Annotated in this window: 26 protein-coding genes, 1 pseudogene and 1 riboswitch; of the genes and pseudogenes, 15 read left to right on the top strand and 12 right to left on the bottom strand. The window is 66.5% G+C overall.

What is annotated here, in order from left to right; translation table 11 throughout:
- Positions 1-20: 20 nt before the first annotated feature.
- Positions 21-923, bottom strand: a complete 903-nt coding sequence (locus L0977_RS18710) for an SMP-30/gluconolactonase/LRE family protein (protein ID WP_234266382.1) — start codon at positions 921-923, stop codon at positions 21-23.
- A gap of 105 nt (positions 924-1,028) precedes the next feature.
- On the opposite strand from L0977_RS18710, the gene L0977_RS18705 reads away from it, so the two are divergent.
- Complete coding sequence (locus L0977_RS18705; RefSeq protein ID WP_234266381.1) at positions 1,029-1,373, top strand: hypothetical protein; 345 nt, start codon at positions 1,029-1,031, stop codon at positions 1,371-1,373.
- Between the two features lie 12 nt (positions 1,374-1,385).
- On the opposite strand, the gene L0977_RS18700 is transcribed toward L0977_RS18705, so the two are convergent.
- Entirely contained in the window at positions 1,386-1,769 is a 384-nt protein-coding gene (locus L0977_RS18700) for a bZIP transcription factor (protein WP_234266380.1), read from the bottom strand.
- 206 nt (positions 1,770-1,975) lie between these two features.
- Between L0977_RS18700 and L0977_RS18695 the strand changes: the two genes are divergently transcribed.
- On the top strand, positions 1,976-3,058 hold the full coding sequence (locus L0977_RS18695; protein WP_234266379.1) for a YeeE/YedE family protein: 1,083 nt from the start codon (positions 1,976-1,978) through the stop codon (positions 3,056-3,058).
- An 18-nt stretch (positions 3,059-3,076) separates the two neighbouring features.
- Here the strand turns inward: L0977_RS18695 and L0977_RS18690 are convergent, their stop codons facing one another.
- On the bottom strand, positions 3,077-4,306 hold the full coding sequence (locus L0977_RS18690; RefSeq protein ID WP_234266378.1) for an MFS transporter: 1,230 nt from the start codon (positions 4,304-4,306) through the stop codon (positions 3,077-3,079).
- Positions 4,303-5,115 carry an HAD-IIB family hydrolase gene (locus tag L0977_RS18685; RefSeq protein WP_234266377.1) on the bottom strand — a complete coding sequence of 271 codons (813 nt, stop codon included), beginning with the start codon at positions 5,113-5,115 and terminating at the stop codon, positions 4,303-4,305. Before L0977_RS18685 ends, L0977_RS18690 begins: the two co-directional genes overlap by 4 nt.
- A 55-nt stretch (positions 5,116-5,170) precedes the next feature.
- Positions 5,171-5,264: riboswitch (S-adenosyl-L-homocysteine riboswitch) on the top strand.
- A gap of 72 nt (positions 5,265-5,336) precedes the next feature.
- On the opposite strand from L0977_RS18685, the gene ahcY reads away from it, so the two are divergent.
- From ahcY to L0977_RS18660, 5 genes and pseudogenes are all read left to right on the top strand, one after another.
- Complete coding sequence (ahcY, locus tag L0977_RS18680; RefSeq protein ID WP_234266376.1) at positions 5,337-6,785, top strand: adenosylhomocysteinase; 1,449 nt, start codon at positions 5,337-5,339, stop codon at positions 6,783-6,785.
- A 122-nt stretch (positions 6,786-6,907) separates the two neighbouring features.
- Positions 6,908-7,672 (top strand): TlyA family RNA methyltransferase, encoded by a 765-nt coding sequence (locus L0977_RS18675; protein WP_234266375.1) that lies wholly within the window; start codon positions 6,908-6,910, stop codon positions 7,670-7,672.
- Positions 7,657-8,484: a methylenetetrahydrofolate reductase [NAD(P)H] gene (gene metF / locus L0977_RS18670; protein WP_234266374.1), complete on the top strand. Its 828-nt coding sequence runs from the start codon at positions 7,657-7,659 to the stop codon at positions 8,482-8,484. Before L0977_RS18675 ends, metF begins: the two co-directional genes overlap by 16 nt.
- Before the next feature lie 122 nt (positions 8,485-8,606).
- Positions 8,607-8,879 (top strand): annotated as a pseudogene (locus L0977_RS18665) (septal ring lytic transglycosylase RlpA family protein); the annotation flags it as partial.
- Positions 8,880-9,048: 169 nt separating this feature from the next.
- The gene (locus L0977_RS18660) at positions 9,049-9,648 is read left to right on the top strand and encodes an OmpW/AlkL family protein (protein ID WP_234266445.1); all 600 of its coding nucleotides are present in this window, start codon (positions 9,049-9,051) and stop codon (positions 9,646-9,648) included.
- A gap of 38 nt (positions 9,649-9,686) precedes the next feature.
- On the opposite strand, the gene L0977_RS18655 is transcribed toward L0977_RS18660, so the two are convergent.
- Positions 9,687-10,658: a hypothetical protein gene (locus L0977_RS18655; protein WP_234266373.1), complete on the bottom strand. Its 972-nt coding sequence runs from the start codon at positions 10,656-10,658 to the stop codon at positions 9,687-9,689.
- Positions 10,659-10,717: 59 nt separating this feature from the next.
- On the opposite strand from L0977_RS18655, the gene L0977_RS18650 reads away from it, so the two are divergent.
- Together L0977_RS18650 and L0977_RS18645 are read left to right on the top strand one after the other, a co-directional pair.
- Complete coding sequence (locus L0977_RS18650) at positions 10,718-10,945, top strand: hypothetical protein (RefSeq protein WP_234266372.1); 228 nt, start codon at positions 10,718-10,720, stop codon at positions 10,943-10,945.
- 180 nt (positions 10,946-11,125) lie between these two features.
- Entirely contained in the window at positions 11,126-11,953 is an 828-nt protein-coding gene (locus L0977_RS18645; protein WP_234266371.1) for an aKG-HExxH-type peptide beta-hydroxylase, read from the top strand.
- A gap of 24 nt (positions 11,954-11,977) precedes the next feature.
- On the opposite strand, the gene L0977_RS18640 is transcribed toward L0977_RS18645, so the two are convergent.
- The 6 genes from L0977_RS18640 to L0977_RS18615 form a co-directional block, all read right to left on the bottom strand.
- Positions 11,978-13,087 carry a 2Fe-2S iron-sulfur cluster-binding protein gene (locus tag L0977_RS18640; protein ID WP_234266370.1) on the bottom strand — a complete coding sequence of 370 codons (1,110 nt, stop codon included), beginning with the start codon at positions 13,085-13,087 and terminating at the stop codon, positions 11,978-11,980.
- 7 nt (positions 13,088-13,094) lie between these two features.
- On the bottom strand, positions 13,095-13,619 hold the full coding sequence (paaD, locus tag L0977_RS18635) for a 1,2-phenylacetyl-CoA epoxidase subunit PaaD (RefSeq protein ID WP_234266369.1): 525 nt from the start codon (positions 13,617-13,619) through the stop codon (positions 13,095-13,097).
- 5 nt (positions 13,620-13,624) lie between these two features.
- Entirely contained in the window at positions 13,625-14,467 is an 843-nt protein-coding gene (paaC, locus tag L0977_RS18630) for a 1,2-phenylacetyl-CoA epoxidase subunit PaaC (RefSeq protein WP_234266368.1), read from the bottom strand.
- Positions 14,467-14,802 (bottom strand): 1,2-phenylacetyl-CoA epoxidase subunit PaaB, encoded by a 336-nt coding sequence (gene paaB / locus L0977_RS18625; RefSeq protein WP_234266367.1) that lies wholly within the window; start codon positions 14,800-14,802, stop codon positions 14,467-14,469. Before paaB ends, paaC begins: the two co-directional genes overlap by 1 nt.
- Positions 14,799-15,821 (bottom strand): 1,2-phenylacetyl-CoA epoxidase subunit PaaA, encoded by a 1,023-nt coding sequence (gene paaA / locus L0977_RS18620; RefSeq protein WP_234266366.1) that lies wholly within the window; start codon positions 15,819-15,821, stop codon positions 14,799-14,801. Before paaA ends, paaB begins: the two co-directional genes overlap by 4 nt.
- 146 nt (positions 15,822-15,967) lie before the next feature.
- A complete protein-coding gene (locus tag L0977_RS18615; protein WP_234266365.1) occupies positions 15,968-16,882 on the bottom strand; it encodes a 23S rRNA (adenine(2030)-N(6))-methyltransferase RlmJ in 915 nt (304 codons plus the stop codon).
- A gap of 263 nt (positions 16,883-17,145) precedes the next feature.
- Here L0977_RS18615 and rplM point away from each other — a divergent pair, with 263 nt between their 5' ends.
- From rplM to erpA, 5 genes are all read left to right on the top strand, one after another.
- On the top strand, positions 17,146-17,577 hold the full coding sequence (rplM, locus tag L0977_RS18610) for a 50S ribosomal protein L13 (protein WP_234266364.1): 432 nt from the start codon (positions 17,146-17,148) through the stop codon (positions 17,575-17,577).
- A 10-nt stretch (positions 17,578-17,587) separates the two neighbouring features.
- Positions 17,588-17,980, top strand: a complete 393-nt coding sequence (gene rpsI / locus L0977_RS18605) for a 30S ribosomal protein S9 (RefSeq protein ID WP_234266363.1) — start codon at positions 17,588-17,590, stop codon at positions 17,978-17,980.
- A 106-nt stretch (positions 17,981-18,086) separates the two neighbouring features.
- Positions 18,087-18,794, top strand: coding sequence for a DUF6776 family protein (locus L0977_RS18600; protein ID WP_234266362.1), 708 nt, complete (start codon positions 18,087-18,089; stop codon positions 18,792-18,794).
- A 27-nt stretch (positions 18,795-18,821) separates the two neighbouring features.
- A complete protein-coding gene (locus tag L0977_RS18595; protein ID WP_234266361.1) occupies positions 18,822-19,223 on the top strand; it encodes a bactofilin family protein in 402 nt (133 codons plus the stop codon).
- Positions 19,224-19,301: 78 nt separating this feature from the next.
- Complete coding sequence (erpA, locus tag L0977_RS18590; RefSeq protein ID WP_234266360.1) at positions 19,302-19,667, top strand: iron-sulfur cluster insertion protein ErpA; 366 nt, start codon at positions 19,302-19,304, stop codon at positions 19,665-19,667.
- An 88-nt stretch (positions 19,668-19,755) separates the two neighbouring features.
- Here the strand turns inward: erpA and L0977_RS18585 are convergent, their stop codons facing one another.
- Complete coding sequence (locus tag L0977_RS18585; RefSeq protein WP_234266359.1) at positions 19,756-21,105, bottom strand: M23 family metallopeptidase; 1,350 nt, start codon at positions 21,103-21,105, stop codon at positions 19,756-19,758.
- A gap of 209 nt (positions 21,106-21,314) precedes the next feature.
- Between L0977_RS18585 and tyrS the strand changes: the two genes are divergently transcribed.
- Positions 21,315-22,577, top strand: coding sequence for a tyrosine--tRNA ligase (gene tyrS, locus L0977_RS18580; protein WP_234266358.1), 1,263 nt, complete (start codon positions 21,315-21,317; stop codon positions 22,575-22,577).
- Positions 22,578-23,031 lie beyond the last annotated feature (454 nt).

Genomic DNA, 23,031 nt, shown 5'->3' with positions numbered 1-23,031 from the left:
CGTCGGTCCCCGCCCGGGCGTCAGGGCCGGCCTGCGCCCGGCACGCTCACCGTGGTGGTCCAGATCGCCGCCTCGCGGGCGGCCTGGCGTGCGTGCTCGTGGAAATCCGGCGCCACGCAGATGAACAGGGTGCGGCCGTCGGGGCCGCCCAGCGTGCAGGCGAAGGCGCCCTGCGCCCCGGTGGAGAGGCTTTCGAGGATCTCGCCGCCCGGGGCCATGCGCACCACGCGGTTGCCCACCGCATCCGCAAACCACACCGCGCCCTCGGCGTCCAGCGTGGCGCCGTCGGGCGCCGCCTTGAGCGCGCCCAGCACGGTCGGCGTGTCGGTCAGCGGAGGCAGTGGCCCCCACGAGGCCCAATCGCGGCGCGGGCCCAACTGGCCGTCGGGCTGGATGTCGAAGGCCGAAATGCGGTTGCCCATGGTTTCGCCGACGATCAGGGTGCGGCCGTCCGGCGTGATCATGCTGCCGTTGGGAAAGTACAGACCGTCGGCCGCCACATGCACCGAGCCGTCGGGGTCGACCCGGGCCAGCCTGGCGGTCTGGGGTGTACCGCCACCCATCAGGTCGAAGCCGAAGTTGCCCACGTAGGCGCGGCCTTGCGCGTCCACCACCATGTCGTTGACGTGGCCGCTCGCGATGCCGGACAGGTCGGCGTGCGTGACGAGCCGGCCGTCTGCCTCGCGCCGCAGAATCCGGCGGTCGCGCATCGAAATCACCAGCAGACGTCCGTCGGGCAGCCAGCCCATGCCGGACGGCTGTTGGGGCACGTCGGCGATCTTTTCCACCCGCCCCTGCAGGTCGACGCGCAGCACCTGGTGGGTGTAGAAGTCCGACAGCCACAGGTGGCCGTCGTGCCAGCGCGGGCTTTCAAAAAAGGTGTAGCCCGAGACGAGCTCGGAAAAGCGGGGAGCGAGGCTCATGGTGATGTCTCCTTGGTGGGTGGGTGAAAGGCGCACCATAGGCATGCAGCCCCTCGAAGGCAAGCCGCCCGCATCGCCTTGGCGACGCGGACCGGCAGACAATGATTGCGCTACGCTCTGGCCGTGCCGCACCAAGTCATCCACATCCACCCCGCTGCGCCGGCCAAGCCGCCGGAGGGGGTCGCCTGCAACGGGTGCGGCGTGTGCTGCCTGGCCGAGCCGTGCCCGCTGGGGCAGGTGATCTCGCGCCGCCGTGCCGGCGCCTGTGCAGCCTTGCGCTGGAGCGACGCGCAGTCGCTCTACCGCTGTGGAGCGATCAGCGACGCGCGAGGGCTGCTGGGGCCGCGTTGGGGCTGGGCCGCGCCCGCACTGCAGGCACTGGCGCGCCGCTGGATCGCCGCCGGCCGCGGCTGCGACGCCACGCTCACCACCGACACGGCGCCCGACTGATCCGGTCGCGGCTCAGCGCCAGCCCAGCCAGACCAGGCCCAGCGCCAGCACCGCCGCCACGGCGAGCAGCAGGCGGGTGCGGCGGCGCAGCACATCCACCGCGCCGACCAGCCGGGTGTTCTGCTCCGCCAGGTCGGCCACGGTGCGGGTGAGCTGGTCCTGTGTCTGCTGCAGGCGCTGCACGTCCTGCTGCAAGGCGGCCACCTCGCGTTGCAGCACGCCCGGTTCGGGGGCGACCGGTATCGGTGTGGCGGCGTCGGCCGCGCTGGGCGCCGGGCGCTTGTTCTGCCGGTCCACCAGTTGCCGCGCGGCGGCCAGCACTTTGGGGGCGTGTTCGATCACGTCCCCCCAGGGAATCACTTTCAGGGCAGTGAGCCAGGGAATTGCCAAAAACACGCTCCTTTTCCGGGCGGCCAGCGGTGCGCCCGCCGGTCAGCTTAGCGCCTGTGCCTGCGGCAGCGGGGCCACGGTGGCGATTCCCGACCCTTGATCTGGCGCAAGCGTGGGCGGAATCGGGCGCTCATCCGGGAAGCACCTGAGATCCCGGGGGGTGGAAAGTCATAACATCCGTAATTGCCGATATTTGAATTAATGGTGAAAAAATGGATGCCACCGCGTGGATCGAGCGTTGGGGGGAGCCTGCCGTGCTGGCCTTGTGCGGGCTGGTGGTGGGGCTGGGCTTTGGCTTCTTTGCCCAGCGTTCGCGCTTTTGCCTGCGCGCCGCCGTGATCGAGTTCTGGCACGGCCGCTTCGGTGAAAAGCTGGCCGTCTGGTTGCTGGCGTTTTCGGCGGCGGTGGTGGCGGTGCAGGGCTTCGTCGTGGCCGGCTGGCTCGACGTGGGGACGGCCCGCCAGCTGTCTGCCCGCGGCAGCCTGTCGGGGGCGCTGATCGGTGGGCTGATCTTCGGCTTCGGCATGGTCATGACCCGCGGCTGCGCCAGCCGGCTGCTGGTGCTGACGGCCAACGGCAACCTGCGGGCGCTGTTGTCGGGGCTGATCTTTGCTGTCGTCGCGCAGGCGTCTCTGGGGGGCGTGCTGGCGCCGTTGCGGGAAACCATCGCCGGCTGGTGGGTGGTGGAGGGCGGGGCGTCGCGCAGTCTGCTGGCGCTGGCCGGCGCCGGGCCGTTGGACGGGCTGGTCTTCGGTGCCGTCTGGCTCGTGACCGCCGGCTTTTTTGCCCACTACAGCGGCTGGAGCGCCTGGAAGTGGGTCGGCGGGCTGGGCACGGGCCTGATGGTGGCGCTGGCCTGGCTGGGCACCTACCAGGTGATGGCGCATTCTTTCGAGCCGGTGCAGATCCAGGGGCTGACCTTCAGCGGGCCTTCGGCCGAATGGCTGATGCGCGTGTTGGCCGAGCCGGGCAAACCCTGGACATTCGGCCTCGGGCTCATGCCCGGCGTGTTCCTGGGATCGCTGGTGGGAGCGCTGATCGGTCGGGACTGGAAGCTCGAAGGTTTCGGCGGGGCCTACACCATGCCGCGCTACATCATCGGCGCGATCTTCATGGGCTTCGGCTCCATGCTGGCGGGGGGCTGTGCGGTGGGCGCCGGCATGACCGGGGGCGCGATTTTCGCCACGACGGCCTGGCTGACGCTGGGCGGCATGTGGGTCGGTGGCGGCCTGGCCGACCGCCTGCTCGACCGTGCACCCGCCACGGCACCCGCTGGCGCCTCCGCCGCCCCTTGACAGCGCTTGCGGCGCGCCTCAGGTGCGGGCGCGCCGCAGCAACCACCAGCCGGGCAGCGCCACGGCGATCAGCAGGGCCGGAAATCCGAACACGGGCGACAGGTCCAGCAGCGCCGCACCCAGCGCCGGAGCGAGCACCCCGCCCAGGGTGTAGGCCAGCACCAGCACGGCGGTGCTGTTGACCAGCGTGATGCCCTCTTCGCGCGAGCCGATGTCGATCATGGCCAGGGTGTAGAGGCTGCCGCCTGCGCCGCCCCAGACGAAGGCGATGACAGCGGCCAGCCAGGGTGTGCCGGCGACGAAGGGGATGAACAGCGTGGCCAGCAGGGTGACCAGGGCGCAGCCGTGCATCAGTGCCAGGCGTGCCCGGGCCGGTGTCGGCCAGCGCGGGTGGTGGCTGAGGCGGTCGGCCAGCAGCCCGGCGGGCAGCATCATCAGGGCGCTGCCCAGCCCGCTGGCCGACACCAGCAGCGCGGCTGCGGCGGCGCCGAGCCCGAGCGCCAGGCCGTAGAGCGGCAGCAGAGAGGTCAGGCCGCTTTCGAAAAAACCACCCACGAAGCCGATGGTCATGATCAGCGGGTGCGCACGCAGGGCTTGCCACACCCCGTGCAGACCGACGCGGGCCGAGTGCTGGTCGGCGGCGGCCGGCAGACGCGGAATCAGCAGGCTCCAGACCAGACCCACGCTGACCGAGGCCAGCACCAGCCACAAGGCCAGCGGGCTCTGGGGACCGACCGCGGCCAGCAGCGCCGGCCCGATGACGAAGGTGGTGCCAATCATGGTTTCGAAAATGCCGACCATGCGTCCGCGCTGCCGGGGGGGTGCGAATTCGGCCACCACCGCTTCGGCCAGCACCCAGCGCAGGCCGGAGGCGGCCCCCGAGATGAACTCGAACACGAACCACGCCGCGAGCGCATCGGTGGCCAGGAAGCCGGCGATCGCCACCACGGGCACGGCAGCGGCCAGCCACAGCGTGGGGCGCCGGCCCAGGCGTTGGGTGATGCCCGAGGCGAACGGCGTGATGGCGAAGATGCCGACCCAGCCCGTGGCCGCGAACAGCCCGGCCATCGAGGTCGACAGCCCGTCGCCCTTGAGCCGCAGCAGCAGCAGGGGCATGAGCATGAAGTAGCCGATCAGCTCGAAGAAGGTGGAGCCGAAAATGGCCACCAGGCCCCGGCCGGCCTGCGGGGCGGACGTTCCGGTGCCGGCGATGCCCGAGTGGGCCGGGGGCAGCGGGTGCTCGCTCATGCCGGACTCCTGGCGCCGCGCGCGGCCAGCAGGGCATCGACCATTTCGGCAAAACCGGCACCGCGTTCGCCGGCGGTCCGGTAACGGGGCGGGTGGGTGAGTGCCGGCAGAAAGCGCGCGATATTGCCCACGCCGATGCTCTGGCTGAAGTGGGCGAACAGGGGCGCGTCGTTGGTCGAGTCGCCGATGAAGGCCCAGCACTCGCGCTCGGCGTCCAGGTCGCGCCCGAGCCGCTCGCGCACGATCCAGCGTGCCCCGCTGAGTTTGTCGTGGTCGCCGATCCAGCCGTTGATGTGGATGGAACTGACGGTCGCGTTCAGGCCGGATTCCAGCATCCGGCGTTGCACGAGGGCGGTGTCGGCGGGTGTCAGGTGGGCGAATTCACTGTGGTCGATGGCGATGTCGGTTTCGCGGCCCGCACTGTCCTGCGCCAGCCGCGCATGCGGCAGCTCGGCCAGGATGGCGTGGGCCACCGCCTGCAACCGCCGGGCGTGGCGCTGCCGCGTGGGCGCGTCCTGCTGATAGGCGCGGCACAGGGCCCCATCGCTGCCGCGCCAGAAGGCCACGGCGCCGTTTTCCGCCACGATGCCATCGACCGGCCAGGCCAGCGCGAAGGGGGCGCTCCAGCCGGCCGGGCGACCGGTGATGGCGAACACCGGCAGGCCGGCATGGCGCAGACGCTGCAGCGCGGCGCCCGCGTCGGGCGTGAGGGCGCCTCCGGTGGTGAGGGTGTCGTCGATGTCGGTGAGCACGCCCTGGATGCGGGCCCGGGCGGCCAGGGGCCAGTCGGAAAGCGGCGTCGGGTTCATAAAGGGCCGCCAGTGTCGCAGATGCCTGAAAAGCCTGCCTGCGCTAGAATTCCGCCATTCCGAGGAGCGTTGCAGCGTCCCCACCGGTGGTGTCACCGGCCGCGGGGCGTGAGGCTCGGATCCCTTCTTCGCAACGACGCTCATCCACTGCACGAGTGAGGTGAGTCCGGTTCCCCATCGTCGGTGGCTTTCTGCCCAACGTCGCTTTTGGAGCCTTCCACATGAACGCACGCACGCCTGCCCCCCACGCCGATTCCGTCATCGCCGACATCGGCCTGGCCGACTGGGGCCGCAAGGAAATCCAGGTCGCCGAGACCGAAATGCCCGGCCTGATGGCCATCCGCGACGAGTTCGCCAAGAAGCAGCCGCTCAAGGGCGCGCGCATCACCGGCTCGCTGCACATGACGATCCAGACCGCGGTGCTGATCGAAACCCTGCAGGCGCTGGGCGCCGAAGTGCGCTGGGCCTCGTGCAACATCTTCAGCACGCAGGACCACGCCGCCGCCGCCATTGCGGCCAACGGCACACCGGTGTTCGCCGTCAAGGGCGAGACCCTGGTCGATTACTGGGACTACACCCACCGCATCTTCGAATTCGGCCCCAAGGGCTCGAAGACCGAAGGCCCGAACATGATCCTGGACGACGGCGGCGACGCCACGCTGCTGATGCACCTGGGCGCCGCGGCCGAGAAGGACATCAAGGCGCTGGGCAAGGCCAAGAGCGAGGAAGAGAAAATCCTGCACGCGGCCATCAAGGCCAAGCTCAAGCAGGACCCGACCTGGTACAGCCGCCGCCTGAAGAACATCATCGGTGTGACCGAAGAGACCACCACCGGCGTGCACCGCCTGAACGAGATGTCGGCCAAGGGCACGCTGATGCTGCGCGCCATCAACGTCAACGACTCCGTCACCAAGTCCAAGTTCGACAACCTGTACGGCTGCCGCGAGTCGCTGGTGGACGGCATCAAGCGCGCGACCGACGTGATGATTGCCGGCAAGGTGGCCGTGGTCTGCGGTTATGGCGACGTGGGCAAGGGTTCGGCCCAGGCCCTGCGCGCACTGAGCGCCCAGGTGTGGGTGACCGAGATCGACCCCATCAACGCGCTGCAGGCCGCCATGGAAGGCTACCGCGTCGTGACCATGGAATATGCGGCCGACAAGGCCGACATCTTCGTCACGACCACCGGCAACAAGGACGTGATCCGCTACGAGCACATGGTGGCCATGAAGGACCAGGCCATCGTCTGCAACATCGGCCACTTCGACAACGAGATCGACGTTGCCGCGCTGGAAAAGCATTGCCAGTGGGAAGAGATCAAGCCGCAGGTGGACCACGTGATCTTCCCCAAGGTGGGCAAGAAGCCGGCCAAGCGCATCATCCTCTTGGCCAAGGGCCGTCTGGTGAACCTGGGCTGCGGCACGGGCCATCCGAGCTACGTGATGTCGTCCAGCTTCGCGAACCAGACCATCGCCCAGATCGAGCTGTTCACCAAGCCCAAGGACTACAAGGTCGGCCAGGTCTACGTGCTGCCCAAGCACCTGGATGAAAAGGTCGCGCGCCTGCAACTGTCCAAGCTGGGCGCCCAGCTGACCACCCTGACCAAGGAACAGGCCGCCTACATCGGCGTGCCGGTGCAAGGGCCGTACAAGCCCGACACGTACCGGTATTGATCCCCCGCGCAGCATGAGGACGCCCCTCGCGCGGCCTTCGGTGTCACCCTCTTGGGGGTGGCGCTGGTGGCCCGGTCAAGCCGGTTCCACTGCGCCCTGGCATCAGATCTCTTCATCCCATCATGCGTGCTGACCAGTTGCTGGTTGACCGTGGCCTGGCCGCATCGCGCTCGCAAGCGCAGCGGCTGATCGCGGCGGGCGTGCGCTGGCGCCTGCCCGGCGGCGACTGGAAAACGGTGACCAAGAACGGCGAGGAGCTGCGCGAAACGGTGGATCTGGAACTGCTGGACACGGCGGAATCGCGCTTCGTCTCGCGCGGCGGACTCAAACTCGATGCGGCACTCACCCACTGCGGCATCGACGTGGCGGGCCTGCGCTGCCTCGACGTGGGGCAGAGCAGCGGTGGCTTCACCGACGGCCTGCTGCAGCGCGGTGCGGCGCACGTGGTCGGGGTGGACGTGGGCCAGGGCCAGTTGCATCCTTCGCTGCGGAACGATCCGCGCGTGATCTGCATCGAAAAGTGCAATGCACGCGACCTGACCGCACCGCAGTTGGTGGCTGCTGGCGGCGCTGCGGCCGCCGCACCGTTCGATCTGATCGTCGGCGATCTGTCTTTCATCTCGCAGACGCTGGTCTGGCCGGCCTTGGTGCCGCTGCTCAAGGCCGGCGGGCCGGGGCTGCTGATGCTGGTCAAGCCGCAGTTCGAGTTGCAGCCCGAACACATCGGCAAAGGGGGGCTGGTGAAAAACCCCGCCAGCTACGCCCTAGTGCAGCAGCGCATGGCCCAGGCCTGTGCCGATCACGGTCTGCGCTGCCGCGACTATTTCGACAGCGCCATCACCGGTGGTGATGGCAACCGGGAGTTTTTCGTATGGGCCTGCCCCTGAGTTTTGAATTCTTTCCGCCCAAGACGCCCGAGGGCGCCGACAAGCTGCGCGCCGTGCGCCAGCAGCTGTACGCGCTCCAGCCCGAGTTCTGTTCGGTGACCTATGGCGCCGGCGGCTCCACGCAGCAAGGGACCTTCGACACCGTGAAGGCCATCCTGACCGAAGGTGTGGACGCGGCATCGCATTTCTCCTGCATTGGCGCCACCAAGACCAGCGTGCGCGATCAGCTCGCGCAGCTCAAGACCATGGGCGTGCGGCGGCTGGTGGCGCTGCGGGGCGATCTGCCCAGCGGCTATGGCATCGGTGGTGAATTTCAGTACGCCAGCGATCTGGTGGCTTTCATCCGTGCCGAAACCGGGCGCGACTTCCACATCGAAGTGGCCGCCTACCCCGAGGTGCACCCACAGGCCCGCTCGCCCGAGGCCGACCTCAAGGCCTACGCGGCCAAGGTGAGGGCGGGCGCGGATTCCGCGATCACCCAGTATTTCTACAGTGCCGACGCCTATGCCCGTTTCGTCGACGAGGCGCGGGCGCTGGGGGCCGATGTACCGGTGGTGCCGGGGATCATGCCCATCACCAGCTCCACGCAATTGATGCGCTTTTCCGACGCGTGTGGTGCGGAGATTCCTCGCTGGATTCGCCTGCGGCTGCAGGCCTATGGCGACGACACGGCGTCCATCAAGGCCTTCGGGCTCGACGTGGTCAGCAGCCTGGTCGAACGCCTGGTGGCGCTGGGCGCTCCGGCCCTGCACTTCTACACCATGAACCAGAGCGCGGCGACCCTCGAGCTCGTGCGCCGACTGCGCGCATGACGTCCCCGGGCTGGCAACGCCGCATGTTCCTGTTGCTGGGCGTGGCGGCGCTGGCCGGCTGCAGCACACAGCGGGACGCCCTGGGCGACACCAGCTGGCACCCCGGGCGGGTGCCCATCGTCCTGGCCTCCTGGTATGGCGACCGGTTTCATGGACGGCGCACCGCCAGCGGGGAACGCTTCGACCGCGACGAACTCACGGCCGCGCACCCGACGTTGCCGTTTGGCACCTGGTTGCGCGTGCGCAGCGTCGATACCGGGCGCGAAGTGGTCGTGCGCATCAACGACCGGGGACCGAACACGGGCAACCGCGCCATCGATCTCAGCCACGCCGCCGCCGAAGCGTTGGGGGTGCGGCACCGGGGCGTGTTTCGGGTGCAGCTGCTGCCTGAGTGAAAGCGGGTTCCTCGCCAGCATTGACGTGCGTCAAAAGCGTGCAAAGAAAAACCGATGCCCCGAATCGGGGCGCCGGTCGGGTTTGATCTGACGCAAAGTTGCGCCCCATCGGGTCTTCTGTAATGGCCGCCGGGAATGTTCCCGTGACGAGGATGAAGAAGACATCATGATGAAGAAGCACATCGTTGCCGTCGCTGCCCTGGCGATGCTGTCGGCCGGCGCCGCCATGGCGCAGGACTTCAAGTCCGGAGACCTGCTGGTGCGTGCGCGTGCCGTGCACCTCGACAGTGCCAACAAGGACAGCACCGGTCTGGCGCTTTCGGTCAACAACAAGTGGCTGCCGGAAGTCGATTTCACCTACTTCCTGAGCCCGAACCTGGCGGCCGAACTGATCCTGACCGTGCCCCAGAAGCACACCCTGTCGGCGGGCAACGGTGCGCTGGACATCGGCAGCCTCAAACACCTGCCGCCGACGCTGACGGTGCAGTACCACTTCGACGCCGGCAGCTTCAAGCCGTATGTGGGTGCCGGCTTGAACTACACGCGCTTCAGCTCGGTCAAGCTGCCGGCAGGCGTCGACATCAAGCGCAACAGCACAGGCCTGGCGTTGCAGGTGGGGGTGGACGTGCCGCTGTCCCAGACCCTGTACCTGAACTTTGACGTGAAGAAGGTCAACATCGGCACCAAGGTCTCCGCCGGTGGCGCCGAAATCGGCAAGTTCAAGGTCGATCCGGTGCTGGTGGGCGTGGGCCTGGGCTGGAAGTTCTGAGCAGCACCGTCAAGGGTTGAGGGCCTTTCGCGGGGCCCTCACACCCGGGGCACCGGCCTGCGTTGATCGCGCAGGCGGATCCAGCCTCGGGGGTGCGGTGGCACCTGTGCCCCGAACGCTTCGATCAGGTCGCGGCGAATGCGTTGCATGGTGGCGCTCCGGTCGGCATTCGGGTGCATCAATTCGTCGGGTGCACCACTGCCCATATGGGGGTTGGTGTTGATTTCATAGGCCTGCGGACCCGCGTCCGTGAGACCGAAATCCAGCCGGCCAAAGGTTGACCCGGCCGCGTCGAACACGCGGTGTACGAACGCCGCGTGCGGGTAGTGATCCATTTCAGTCAGCTCTTCCCGGTACTGGGCTTCGGAGGCCACACCCAGTTCCCCCACTTTGGCCATCCAGTGCCGCTGGTTGACGGTGACCGCGCGGACGATGCGGTCACCGATGCGGTAAGCCGCGTGTTTCTGAAAAGCCCCCGTCGCGCTGGGGGTGGCGGCAAAAGTGATGAAGGCCAGGTCACTGAGTGTGAAGCCTTGCGCCAGCGCTGCTTCCAGCGCCTGCTGGCAGGCAGTCCCATCGTGCAGCAATTCGGACAGCACGCCCCGGTGCCCGGCCAGTGTGCGGAGAAACACCGGAAAGCGATCCGGCCACTCCCCGGCTGCGGGCAGGTGGCAGCCAAACGTGTTGATGCCTGAGTGCTGGAGCTGTTTGAGCAGGAAGGCCCTGGGGCGAAACTGGCGGGGATCGTTGAGCACGGTCATGCCCGCAGCCACCAGGGTCTGAAACAGTTCCCCCGCCACCTGGAGTTCGCTGACGGACAGACGATCAAAGTCGGTCAGGACGTAGGTGCCCACGGGGGTGCGGGCTGCAGGCAGCCACTGTTCATAGCAGAACCTCTGCACCTCGATGCCCGTCGGTGCCAGCAATGCCGGCCAGGCCTGAAACGTGTAGGCATGGTCCCGGGTGGTGACGTAAATCAGTCGACGGACGCGATTGACGGAGGCCTGCATCAGTGTAATTATGAGGCAGTGTGTCCATTTGTGTAGACACTTTGACTGGAGCGTATTCGATGAACATCAAGTTGGATGTCCGCAAGTTGCTGGGTTTCCGTCTCGACGCGGCTCGGCTGGCCCCGTCGGATGGTGTGGCCGATGTCTCGGTATCCATTGACGATGCGCAGCAACGGCAGTTGCGTGTGGGGATCAAGCGCGGGGTGAAGCAGGGTTTCAAGGTCGGTCGCAAGACGTCCCCGCTGCTGGGCCTGAAAAGGGGCGACAAGCGCGGCATGTGCGCTTGATGGGCGTTCCGGCGACGTTGGCTGGGGGCGTGCCGCACGCCGAGGTGTGACATGGGGTTTGTGCCCTCGGCTGCGCGTGGCCAACAGCTGAATCGGGGAATGCAGGCGGATCTGCTGGGCAGTCTCCTCCATCTCGCTGAGGCCGGGCCTGCTGGACTTCAGGAGGCGCTGTCTCCCGCCATGGAGCGCCTGTCTGCGGGGCAGTCTTTGGGGCCCGAGGCCTTCGGGCTCTATTTCCAGTTGGCCGAGCACCTGTTGCTGGACGAGCCCGAGCCCGCCTTGGCGGTGGCGCACCGGCTGGCGGCCTGCCCGGCTCGCCCCGATCCGGGCGGCGCATGGTGTGTTCGTGGCCGGGGCAGCCTGGAGGCGCGTACGCTGGATGCCATCCTGGACGCACGTCTGGGCGAAGAGGCCGATGCCTTCCATCCCTTGGGCGAGGCGGACGTACAGGCTTTTGAGGTTCTGCTCCGGGCGGGGCGCGAGCTGCTGGCCGAGGGCTTGCCGGCATTGCATGGGGAACTGACGGCCATCGTCTCGGATGTGTTGCTGGCGCAGGCGCCGCCGGGGGCCCGTTACGAGTTCGACGGGGCGTCGCATTACCAGTTCTGGGGCCTGTTGCTGCTCAACCCCCGGCATCACCGCGACCGTCTCGCCGTGGCCGAGGTGTTGGCGCACGAGTCCGGTCACAGTGTGCTGTTCGGTATGTGTCGTGAGCAGGCGCTGATCGAAAACGCCGACGACGAACTCTATCCCTCACCGTTGCGGGAAGATCCGCGCCCGATGGATGGCATTGTTCATGCGACCTATGTTTCCGCTCGCATGGCCTGGGCCATGGAGGGTTTGGCCGGCAGCGGGTGTCTGAACGATGCCGAGCACAAGGCCGCATTGCTGGCGGCGGCAGACGATCGGCGGCGGTTCCAGGCGGGATTCGCCACAGTGTGTGAACACGCCCGGTTGACCCCGTTGGGCCGGGAGGTCATGGAGGATGCGCGCGGATGGGGTGGCTGATGTGGCGCCTGTGCCGCCAGGGCTTCAGCGCTCGTCGTAGCTGACCACCAGCGTGCTGGTGGTCGGCCGAGCCTGGCAGGACAGCACGAAACCCTTCTCGGTTTCCCATGGCTCCAGCGTGAAGTTCTTGTCCATGGTGACCTGTCCGTCCATCACCTTGGCGCGGCAGGTGCAGCACACGCCGCCTTTGCACGACCAGGGCAGGTCGAGCCCGGCGTTGAGCGCGGCGTCGAGCACGTGCTCGTCCTTGCGCATCCGGAGTGCATGGGGTTTGCCGTCGAGCACCACCGTCAAGGCGACTTCCCCGAGTTTCCGTTCCGCTGGCGGGCTCGGCGTGGGAGCCTGGCGCTGACCGGCTGGTTGCACATCCGGTGTGGGCGAGGTGAAGCGTTCGGTGTGGATGCGGTCGGGCCGCACGCCGGCATCGAGCAAGGCCTTTTCCGTGGCGTCGATCATGGCTTCGGGCCCACACACGAAGACCTCGTCCATGCTGCCCACTGGCAGCAGTGCGCCCATGAGGGCGCGCACCTTGTCGCCGTCGATGCGGCCTTCGAGCAGCGGCACTTCGTTGGCCTGGCGTGAAAGCACGTGGATGAGCGTGAGGCGACCAGGGTAGCGGTCCTTCAGGTCCTGCAGGTCCTCGTTGAACATGACGCTGTCCATGCGCCGGTTGCCGTAGACCAGGGTGAATTTGGCGTCCGGGGCGTCTTCCAGCGTGCTGGCCATGATGGACAGGATGGGCGTGATGCCCGAGCCGGCCGCGAAACCCACGCGGTGGATTGCACGCGGCTTGTGCACCGTGAAGCGCCCATCGGGGGGCATCACGCGCAGCGTGTCACCCGCCCGGAGCTGGGTGGCCGCCCAGTGGGAGAACACGCCCCCCTCGACCGGCCGGATCCCCAGCGTGAGTTCGCCATGTTTGGCGAGCCGGCTGCGCGGGCTGCTGATCGAGTAGCTGCGGCGCACGTCCTGGCCACCGATGTCTGCGCGCAGTGTGAGGAACTGGCCGGGTTTGAAGGCGAAGGTTTCGCGCAGGGTCTCGGGGATGGCAAGCGAGATCGCCACCGCACCCGCCGCTTCGGGGTCGACGCGTGAGACGGTGAGCTCGTGAAAGCGGGGGGCGGCGGTGCTCATGGCGTCGTCAGTAGGGTTTGAAGTGGTCGAAAGGTTCGAGGCAGTCGAGGCAGCGGTGTTGCGCTTTGCAGGCGGTGGAGCCAAAGGGCGCGATCAGCGTGGTGTTGCGCGAGCCGCAGTGCGGGCAGGTCACCCTGGCCGGGCGCGCCGCGTGCCGGCTGAAGCGCAGAACGCCGGGTGTGGCCGGTGGCGCGCTGCCACCCTGCGGTGGTGCGATACCGTAGGCGCGCAGCTTCTCTTTGGCCACTGCGCTCATCCAGTCGGTGGTCCAGGCCGGTGCGAGCTGTGTCACCACCCGGCCGGGCAGGCCGGCATCGCGCAGCGCCACCAAGATGTCGTCGGCGATCTGGCCCATGGCCGGGCAACCGCTGTAGGTGGGCGTGATGACGACCTCGGGCACGCCGTCGGCGCCTTCGCGCACGGCACGCAGGATGCCGAGATCGCTCAGGCTGACGACCGGAATCTCCGGGTCGGTCAGGTGCGCCAGCGCTTGGAAGACGGCTTGCAGCGATGCCTCGGTGGCCGCGCTCATGGCGTTCACCAGGCGGCGGTGGGGTGGGCGCGGGCCAGACTCTGCATCTCGGCGAGCAGGAATCCCAGGTGTTCCGAATGGATGCCTGTGTGGCCCTGTGCGACGTAACCCGGGTGGGGCTGGTCGTGGCGTGTCAGCGTGGCTTCGGCCAGGGTCTCGTTCACCAGCGCGTTCCAGTGCTCGCGCAAGCTGAGGATGTCGACCCCCGTGCCGTCCTGTGCCGCGGCGGACTCCGCCGGTCCCGGATGCCAGAAGGCCTCGCAGTACGGCAGCAGGAGGTCGATCGCGTTCTGGGCGCGGCGGTGCGACTCTTCGGTGCCGTCGCCGAAGCGCACCAGCCAGTCGCCCGCGTGCTGCAGGTGGTAGCGCACTTCTTTGAGCGATTTGGCGGCGATGGCGGCCAGCTGCGCATCCTTGGACGCGCGCAGGCTGTCCCACACCAGCACCATCAGCGCGCTCACCAGGAAGTTGCGCGCGATGGTCACGGCGTAGTCGCGCTCGCTCACCGCGTAGCCCACCAAGGGGCCGTGGTGCGGCAACTCCATCAGCGTGTGGTTGCGAAACTCGGCGGTGTCGCGGAAATAGGCGAGGGTGTCCTCGGTCACGCGACCGTCCTGGCGAGCACCCGGCAGGTGCGCGAAGCGCTGGGCCAGTGAGGCGTTGCTGTTGATCAGCTCCGCCGCGTGCTGGTACAGCAGGCGGGCTTGGCCGATCAGGTCCAGGCTGTTGTTGGCCAGCGCCAGGTCCTCTTCGAGGATGGGGCCGTGGCCGCACCACTCGGCGTTGCGCTGGCCGAGCACCAGGGCGTTGTCGGCCAGGTGGAGAAGGTAGTCGACGGGCGCCTTCATCACATGTGCCCCACTTTGTCGGGGATCTGATAGAAGGTCGGGTGGCGGTAGACCTTGTCAGCCGCCGGATCGAAGAAGCTGTCCTTGCTGTCGGGTTCGCTGGCGGTGATGGCGGTCGACGGCACAACCCAGATGCTCACGCCTTCCTGCCGGCGGGTGTAGACGTCGCGCGCCATCTGCAGGGCGTGGCGGGCGTCGCTGGCATGCAGGCTGCCGCAGTGCTTGTGTTCCAGGCCCTGCTTGCTGCGCACGAACACTTCCCACAGGGGCCATTCTTTCAATGCCGGGGCGCCTTCTCCCTTGGGGAGAGGGCTGGGGTGAGGGCTCTGGTTCATGCGGCCTCCTTTTGTGGGCGTTGCTGTTGCTTGCGAGCGTGGACCAGCGCGGCTTCGCGCACCCAGGCGCCCTGTTCGTGTGCCTTGACGCGGGTGGTCAGGCGCTCCTGGTTCATCGGGCCGTGGCCGTTGACCGTGGCCCAGAACTCGTCCCAGTCGATCTGTCCGTAGTCCCAGTGGCCACGCGCCTCGTTCCATTTCAGGTCGGGGTCAGGCAGGGTCACACCCAGCACCTCGGCCTGCGGCACGGTGGCGTCGACGAACTTCTGGCGCAGGTCGTCGTTGCCGATGCGCTTGATGCCCCAGCGCATGCCCTGCACGCTGTTGGGGCTGTCGGCGTCGGGCGGGCCGAACATGGCCAGGCATTTCCACCAGTACCGGTTGACGGCATCCTGCACCATGGCCTTCTGTTCGGCCGTGCCCTGCATCATCACCAACAGGGCCTCGTAGCCCTGGCGCTGGTGGAAGCTCTCTTCCTTGCAGACGCGGATCATGGCGCGCGCATAGGGCCCATAGCTGCAACGGCACAGCGGAATCTGGTTCATGATCGCCGCGCCGTCGACCAGCCAGCCGATCACGCCCACGTCGGCCCAGTTGAGCGTGGGGTAGTTGAAGATCGAGCTGTACTTGGCCTTGCCGGTGTGCAGGGCATCCAGCATCTGGTCGCGGCTGGTGCCCAGGGTTTCGGCGGCGCTATACAAATAGAGGCCGTGGCCGCCTTCGTCTTGCACCTTGGCGATCAGGATGGCTTTGCGTTTGAGGCTGGGCGCGCGGCTGATCCAGTTGCCTTCGGGCAGCATGCCGACGATCTCGCTGTGCGCGTGCTGGCTGATCTGGCGCACCAGGGTCTTGCGGTAGGCCTCGGGCATCCAGTCGCGCGGCTCGATCTTGCCGTCGGCGTCGATGACGGTGTCGAAGTGCGCCTGCAGCGCCGCGTCTTCGTTGCGAAGGGGCGTGGCGGCCGGCTTTGCCGCGCCGGGAGTGGCACCATCAGCGACCGAAAACGACTGGGTATACATGCGCGGCTCCTGAGACCGTGTCGTGGACAGGCGTGCAGTATAGAAAATTAACCGACCGATCGGTTGGTTAATTCGGCCCGGTCGGATCGGGATTTACCCGTGGGCGGTGGTGCGGCGGTCATGCCGCGGGCGTTTGTGGATAGCGGTCAGCGGCCGCCAGCCTCCACCGACTGCGCTTTGCCGCGTCCCCGTCCGAGCACGTCCAGCACCCGCGGCAGCGTCGCCTGCAGCTCTGCCTTGAGGGTGTGCGGCGGGTTGATCACAAACATGCCACTGGCGGACAGGCCTGGGCGCTCATTGAGCGACAGGTCTCTTTGCCCGATGTTGAGTGTGGCATGCAGCCAGGGCCGACCGGCCTGGTTGGAGAGCGTCTTGAGGCGCCTGGGCAGGTCGTGCGCCTCGGCGCGGGGAATGATCGGATACCAGACCAGGTAGCAGCCGGTGGGGAAGCGCTTGAGGCACTCCTGTATGCAGGCGCTTACTTTCGCGTAGTCGCTTTTGATTTCGTAGCTTGGGTCGATGAGGACCAGCGCCCGCTTGGAGCCTGAGGTGGAAGGTGGGGGGGGCAGCATCGGTTTCAGGCTCTCGAAACCATCCTGGAGCTGGACAGACACCTGGCGGCCCGCGTTCAGTTGGGCCACGTTGGCTGTGAGCGTGCGGCTGTCGGTGGGGTGCAGTTCAAACAGCTTGAGCCGGTCGCGCGACTCGGTGCGCATGAGCGACTGCATGACAAAAGGGGAGCCCGGATAGACGCGAAGCTGGTCGTCGGGGTTGAAGCTGGCGATAAGGTCGAGGTAGTCGTCCAGGGCGGGTGTCGAAGGCAGCGGCTCTTGTCCGGCTGCGCGCAAAGCTGCCATCAGCTTGACGATGCCGTCGGCCGCCTCGCCGCCCTTTTCCGCGTAGTCGCCATCGAGCCGGTAAAGGCCCGCGCCCGCATGGGTGTCCACCAGGGTGATGCCTGCCTCCTTCTGCATCAGATGACGCAAGGTGGCGAGCAGGGTGGTGTGTTTCAACACGTCGGCGTGGTTGCCGGCGTGGAAGGCGTGGCGGTAACTGAACATCGGGCGATGGTAGCGCCAGAACGGTGATGGCCCTGCCCGATTTGCAGACAGGGAGCAGGCCACGAGGCCGTCACCCCGGGGGGAATGCGTCGGGGATGTGTGGGCTGCTTGCCGGCCATGGCGGAAAAATCGTACAATACTCGGCTTCGCAGCGATTTCGTGGTCCCGCGGCGAAGCACACCAACCCACCTAAGAGCGTTCCGTCAGAGAACGACCGACCGTGGAAAAGGGCCCGCCAAACCAACTCTTTGCAGAGAAAACTCATGACCAAAACGTTCAGCGCCAAGCCCGCTGACGTGAAGCACGAGTGGTTTGTGATTGACGCAACCGACAAGGTTCTCGGACGGGTCGCCAGTGAAGTGGCCCTCCGTCTGCGCGGCAAGCACAAGGCCATCTACACGCCTCACGTCGATACCGGTGATTACATCGTCATCATCAACGCCGCCAAGCTGCGCGTGACCGGGACGAAGAACACCGACAAGATGTACTACCGTCACTCCGGTTTCCCGGGCGGCATCTATGCCACCAGCTTCCGTGACATGCAGGCCAAGCACCCTGGCCGCGCACTCGAGAAGGCCGTCAAGGGCATGCTGCCCAAGGGTCCTCTGGGTTACGCCATGATCAAGAAGCTCAAGGTGTACGGCGGCGCCGAGCACCCGCACACCGCCCAACAGCCGCAAGTGCTGGACATCTGAGGAGCCGACGATGATTGGTGAATGGAACAATGGCACCGGCCGTCGCAAATCCAGCGTCGCCCGCGTGTTTCTGAAAAAAGGCACCGGCAAGATCACGGTCAACGGCAAGGACATCGAACAGTTCTTCGGCCGCCAGACCTCGATCATGATCGCCAAGCAGCCCCTGGTGCTGACCGAGAACGTCGAAACCTTCGACATCCAGGTCAACGTCCACGGTGGCGGCGAATCCGGTCAGGCCGGCGCTGTGCGCCACGGCATCACCCGCGCCCTGATCGATTACGACGCCAACCTGAAGCCCGCCCTGTCGAGCGCTGGTTACGTGACCCGCGACGCTCGCGAAGTCGAGCGTAAGAAGGTTGGTCTGCGTTCTGCACGCCGTCGCAAGCAGTTCAGCAAGCGCTGATCGCGTTGCTTCGAACCGCCAAAGCCGCTCTCAAGTCAGTCTTGGGGCGGCTTTTGTCTTTGGAGGGCCGCTGCAAGGTGGTTTTCGCTGACGGGAAGGGTGCTCAATGAGATTCCGGCTGTTACGGCGACGCCTGACGGTGAGCAGCCCACGGGTGGCGATCCGCAGTGCCATGCCTTGGCCGCTGCGCTGGTTGCTGGCGGCGGTGGTGCTGGGTTTTTCGGGGGCGCTGGCCCTCTGGGCTTTCGAGACGGGCAAAGACATCGCGGGCCTTGAGCGGGGTGCCAAGGAAGAGTTGGCGCAACTGCGCTCTGATGTGGTGAGTCTGCGTGAGGAACTGGGCAAGGCCCAGTCGGTGGCGAATACCGCCGAAAGCCTGCTGACCGCCGAGAAGGCGGCACAGGAGCAGTTGATTCTGCAGATTCGTCAGCTGGAAGCGGACAACCAGGTGCTACGCAGCGATCTGGGGTTGTTTGAGCGGCTGATTCCGGCCTCGGGTGGCGACGCGCTGAGCATTCGTGGCCTGCAGGTCGAGCGTTTGACCGAGGGTCAGCTCAAGTGGCAGGTGCTCATGATTCAGCCGTCGAAAAACGCGCCGGAATTCAAGGGTGCGTTGGAGCTTTCATTTGCCGGCACGCTCGAAGGGCGCCCCTGGACGCTGGATGCGCCGGGCACCCCGAAGCCGGTCAGTGTGCGCAGCTATTTGCGCCAGGAGGGCGTCGTGGACGTGCCGGCAGCGGTCGTGGTAAAAACCGTGACCGCCCGGATCGTGCAGGGCGGTGCCGTCAAATCCATCCAGACCGTCAAGCTCTGACGGCTGTGCCGTCCCCGGAGAACGTCGATGTTCAGCAAGAAGAAGCAGCCGCCCATCAAAAGCCTGATTGCCCAGGGCACCCGCATTGAAGGTCATGTGGTGTTCCACGATGGTCTTCGGGTCGACGGGGAAGTGGTGGGCGACATCCGGGCCAGCGACGAACATTCGAGCATCCTGGTGGTCAGCGAATCGGCCAGTGTCACGGGGCAGATCCATGCCGACCACGTGATCATCAACGGGACGGTGAAAGGGCCTGTGAAGGCGTATGAACTGCTGGAGCTCCAGCCGCGAGCACGCATCGAAGGCGATGTCTCCTACAAGGCGCTGGAGATGCACCAGGGGGCGACCATTGCGGGGCAACTCCAGCCGATGGCCGAAGGGGCCGAAGAAGACAAGCCCACACTGAAACTGGCGGCAAACAACGGCTGAGGGATGCGTCAAGGCGTTTTGCGCTAGCATTTCCGGCAATTCAGGGCCCTGTGCCCATGCCTCCGAAAGGAATCTCTCATGAACGCTGTTGCCGAAGCCCTTCCCACCGACATGCCTGCACCGCTGGTCTTTACCGACAGCGCCGCAGCCAAAGTGGCCGACCTGGTTGCCGAAGAGGGCAATCCCGACCTGAAATTGCGTGTCTTCGTTCAGGGGGGCGGCTGTTCCGGCTTCCAGTACGGCTTCACCTTCGATGAGGTCGTCAACGAAGACGACACCCAGATGTCCAAGAATGGGGTCACCCTGCTGATCGATGCGATGAGCTACCAGTATCTGGCTGGCGCAGAGATCGACTACAAGGAAGACCTCGAAGGCGCCCAGTTCGTGATCCGCAACCCGAATGCCACGACGACCTGTGGCTGTGGATCGAGCTTCAGCGTCTGAGTGGTTTTTCCGCGAGCCGGGACAAAAAAAGGAGCGCCCGGGCGCTCCTTTTTTCTTGGCTGCTGGCGTGCCTGCGGCACGCTCCGGGTCATTCGGCGCTGGCTTGCTGCACCGATCTGGCGGCGTCGAGTTGCGCGCGTTGCAAGGCCGCGACGGCATTGAAGCCGGCACGCCATTCGGCCTGCATGGGCACGCTTTCGCTCTTGCGGGCCACTTCCAATGGGTCCTGATGCACGCCCTTCACCTTGAATTCCAGGTGCAGGTGGGGGCCGGTGGACAGGCCTGTCGAACCGACGGCACCAATGAATTCCCCTTGTTCGACCTTCTGCCCCTGGCGCACGCCGATGCGGCTGAGGTGGGCATACAAGGTCGACTGGTTGCCCCGGTGCGAGATCTCGATGGTGTTGCCGTAGCCATTGCGCCAGCCGGCAAAGCTCACGACACCATCACCGATGGTGCGCACGGGGGTGCCGGAGGGTGCTGCGTAATCGACACCCAGGTGGGCCTTCTGCTTACCGGTGATCGGGTGGAAGCGCATCCCATAGCCGCTGCTCACGCGGGTGAAGGCAAGGGGCGAGGACAAGAAGTTCTTGCGCGAAGACTGGCCATCAAAGCCGTAATAGGCGCCTTTCTGGCCGGGAGGTTCGTACCAGACCGCTTCGAACGTCTTGCCGTTGTTGATGAACGAGGCGCTGAGCACGCGGCCCGTCCGCATGACTTCGCCATCGGCGTTGAGGGTTTCGTAGACCACGCTGAAGCGGTCGCCCTCGCGGAGGTCGCGGCGGAAATCGATGTCGCTGCCAAAAATTTCGGCCAGTTGCACCGCGACGCTGTCGGGCAGACCGATGGCGTCGGTCGCGGCAAACAGCGAGCTGCGGATGACCCCGCCAGCCAATTGCGAGGTGGGTTCGAGTTCGGCGGCTTCGACGCTGGTGTGCCAGCCCTGGTCACCGTTCTCGACCGTGACCCGGGTGAAGCTGCGTTCATCGCCGGGCAGCCAGCGGGCCTGGAGTCGCAGCAACTCGTGGCGGTCATTGGTTTCAACGGTCACGAGCTTGCCGGTGCGGGCGCCGAACAGGTCGCGCATGGCCGGGTCGTTGCGCAGATAGGCCAGCGCGGCCGGGTCCTGGACGCCAAGGCGCTGCAGCAGGCTCTGGGGTGTGTCGTCGCGGCGGACCGCTTCGCTGCGGTAGAGGGTGAAGGGCAATGCCGGTCCGAGAGCGTCGGGAGACAGCGGTGCGAAGGGCACGGCTTCGACGATACGGGTCACAGGCAGGTCGGCGGCGTCGGGGGCCAAGGGGGCGATACCGAAGGCGGTGACACCGGTTCCCAGCAGCAGCACGCCCAGCCCGGCTGCCACACGACGCGGATGGCGGGACAGCAGCTGGGCCGAAGCCTGCGCCATGCCGCTCAGCAGGGGCAAGGGGTTGAGTTTCAAAATGTCGAATCGGTTGCGAAGGCGCAGCAGCAGCGCTGCGGAAGGCTCAGAAGCCTGGTGTGAGGGTTCTGGCTGCAGCAAGTTCCGCACCGGGCACAGCAGCGTGCGCCGGGTCTGGCCAACGAGGGATGCCCGACCCCTCTAAAATCTGACCACAGCCTTTTCTAGTATAGAGCCAGTGTCAGGCGAATGACATGCGAAATCCCCCTATGAATACCCGCTCTGACGCCTCTCAAGCCCCTGTTGCCGCACCGTCTGTCGGATCGCCGGTCACCGACCGTGTTCGCGAAGCGCTGGCCATCACCCTGCGCGGTTGTGACGAGCTGATTCCGCAGGACGACTGGCTGAAGAAACTCGCCCGTTCCGAAGCCAGCGGGGTGCCGTTGCGCATCAAGCTGGGGCTGGACCCGACCGCGCCCGACATTCACATCGGTCACACGGTGGTGCTCAACAAGATGCGCCAGTTGCAGGACCTGGGCCACACGGTGATCTTCCTGATCGGCGACTTCACCAGCCTGATCGGCGACCCCTCTGGCCGCAACAGCACGCGCCCGCCGCTCACGCCCGAGCAGATCAAGGCCAACGCCGAGACCTACTACAAGCAGGCCAGTCTGGTGTTGGATGAAAGCAAAACCGAGATTCGCTACAACAGCGAGTGGAGCCTGCCGCTGGGTTCGATGGGCATGATCCAGCTCGCCGCCAAGTACACCGTGGCGCGCATGATGGAGCGCAACGATTTCCACCAGCGTTTCTCGGCCGGCACGCCGATCAGCGTGCACGAGTTCCTCTATCCCCTGATGCAGGGGTACGACTCGGTGGCGCTCAAGAGCGACCTGGAGCTGGGTGGGACCGACCAGAAGTTCAATCTGCTGATGGGGCGCCATCTGCAGGCCGAGTATGGCCTGGAGCCGCAGTGCATCCTGACGATGCCGCTGCTGGTGGGGCTGGACGGGGTGGACAAGATGTCCAAGTCCAAGAACAACTACATCGGGATCACCGAGGACGCCAACACCATGTTCGCCAAGGTGCTGAGCATCTCGGACACGCTGATGTGGGACTGGTTCACGCTGCTGTCCTTCAAGTCCATGGCACAGATCGAGGCCCTCAAGGCCGAGGTCGCCGCGGGCCGCAATCCCAAGGACGCGAAGGTGATGCTGGCCAAGGAGATCACTGCGCGGTTTCACAGCGCGGCGGCGGCCGATGCGGCGGAGCAGGATTTTGTCAACCGCAGCAAGGGCGGGGTGCCGGACGAGATTCCCGAGGTGTCGCTGAGCGGTGCGCCGCTGGGCATCGGGGCGCTGCTCAAATCGGCCGGGCTGGCACCTTCCTCCAGCGAGGCGAACCGCTTGATCGAGGGCGGCGGTGTGCGGGTGGACTCCTCCGTGGTCAGCGACAAGGGGTTGAAGCTGGGGGCCGGGGTCTATGTGGTGCAGGTGGGCAAGCGGAAGTTTGCCAAGGTCACACTGTCCTGATTCAGGTTGACAGCGACCTCGCGGGATCGGTGCGGCGGGGCACCCTGCTCCGCGACTGTCCCCCGCCGGCTGTGCCGGCTCCTCCTTGATGCCGCTGCGCAGGGCGACCCATCACCCCGATCTGACGAAACGGTGGTGTGCAGCCGTTGGCGCGCCTGCATGGTGGTTGCTGCCTGAGTGACAGGGATGGCTGCCGCAGCGGCATAGAGGCGGAGGGCGCGCAGCGCCCGGGGGCAGCCGTGGAGGCAGTCAACCCTGGCGCTCAGGCGAAGAAGAGCCAGCCTCTCGCAGCACGGGCGTGCCAATAACGCGGCCCGTTGAATACCCCGGCCAGGCTTGTATCTTCATATCTGACTGGCGCGGTAGAGTGTGGCCGCCGTTGAGGCGGCCAGACCGGCCCGTGCAGTTTGGTAGCGGCTGGGGTGATCGAGCCCGTGACTGAGTACAGAACGCA

Origin of the sequence: Hydrogenophaga sp. NFH-34 (assembly GCF_021401345.1) — a bacterium.
Taxonomy (GTDB): Bacteria; Pseudomonadota; Gammaproteobacteria; order Burkholderiales; family Burkholderiaceae_C; genus Hydrogenophaga; species Hydrogenophaga electricum.
The sequence above is the reverse complement of the archived record's forward strand: the minus strand, read 5'-3'. Positions and strand labels throughout refer to the sequence as shown.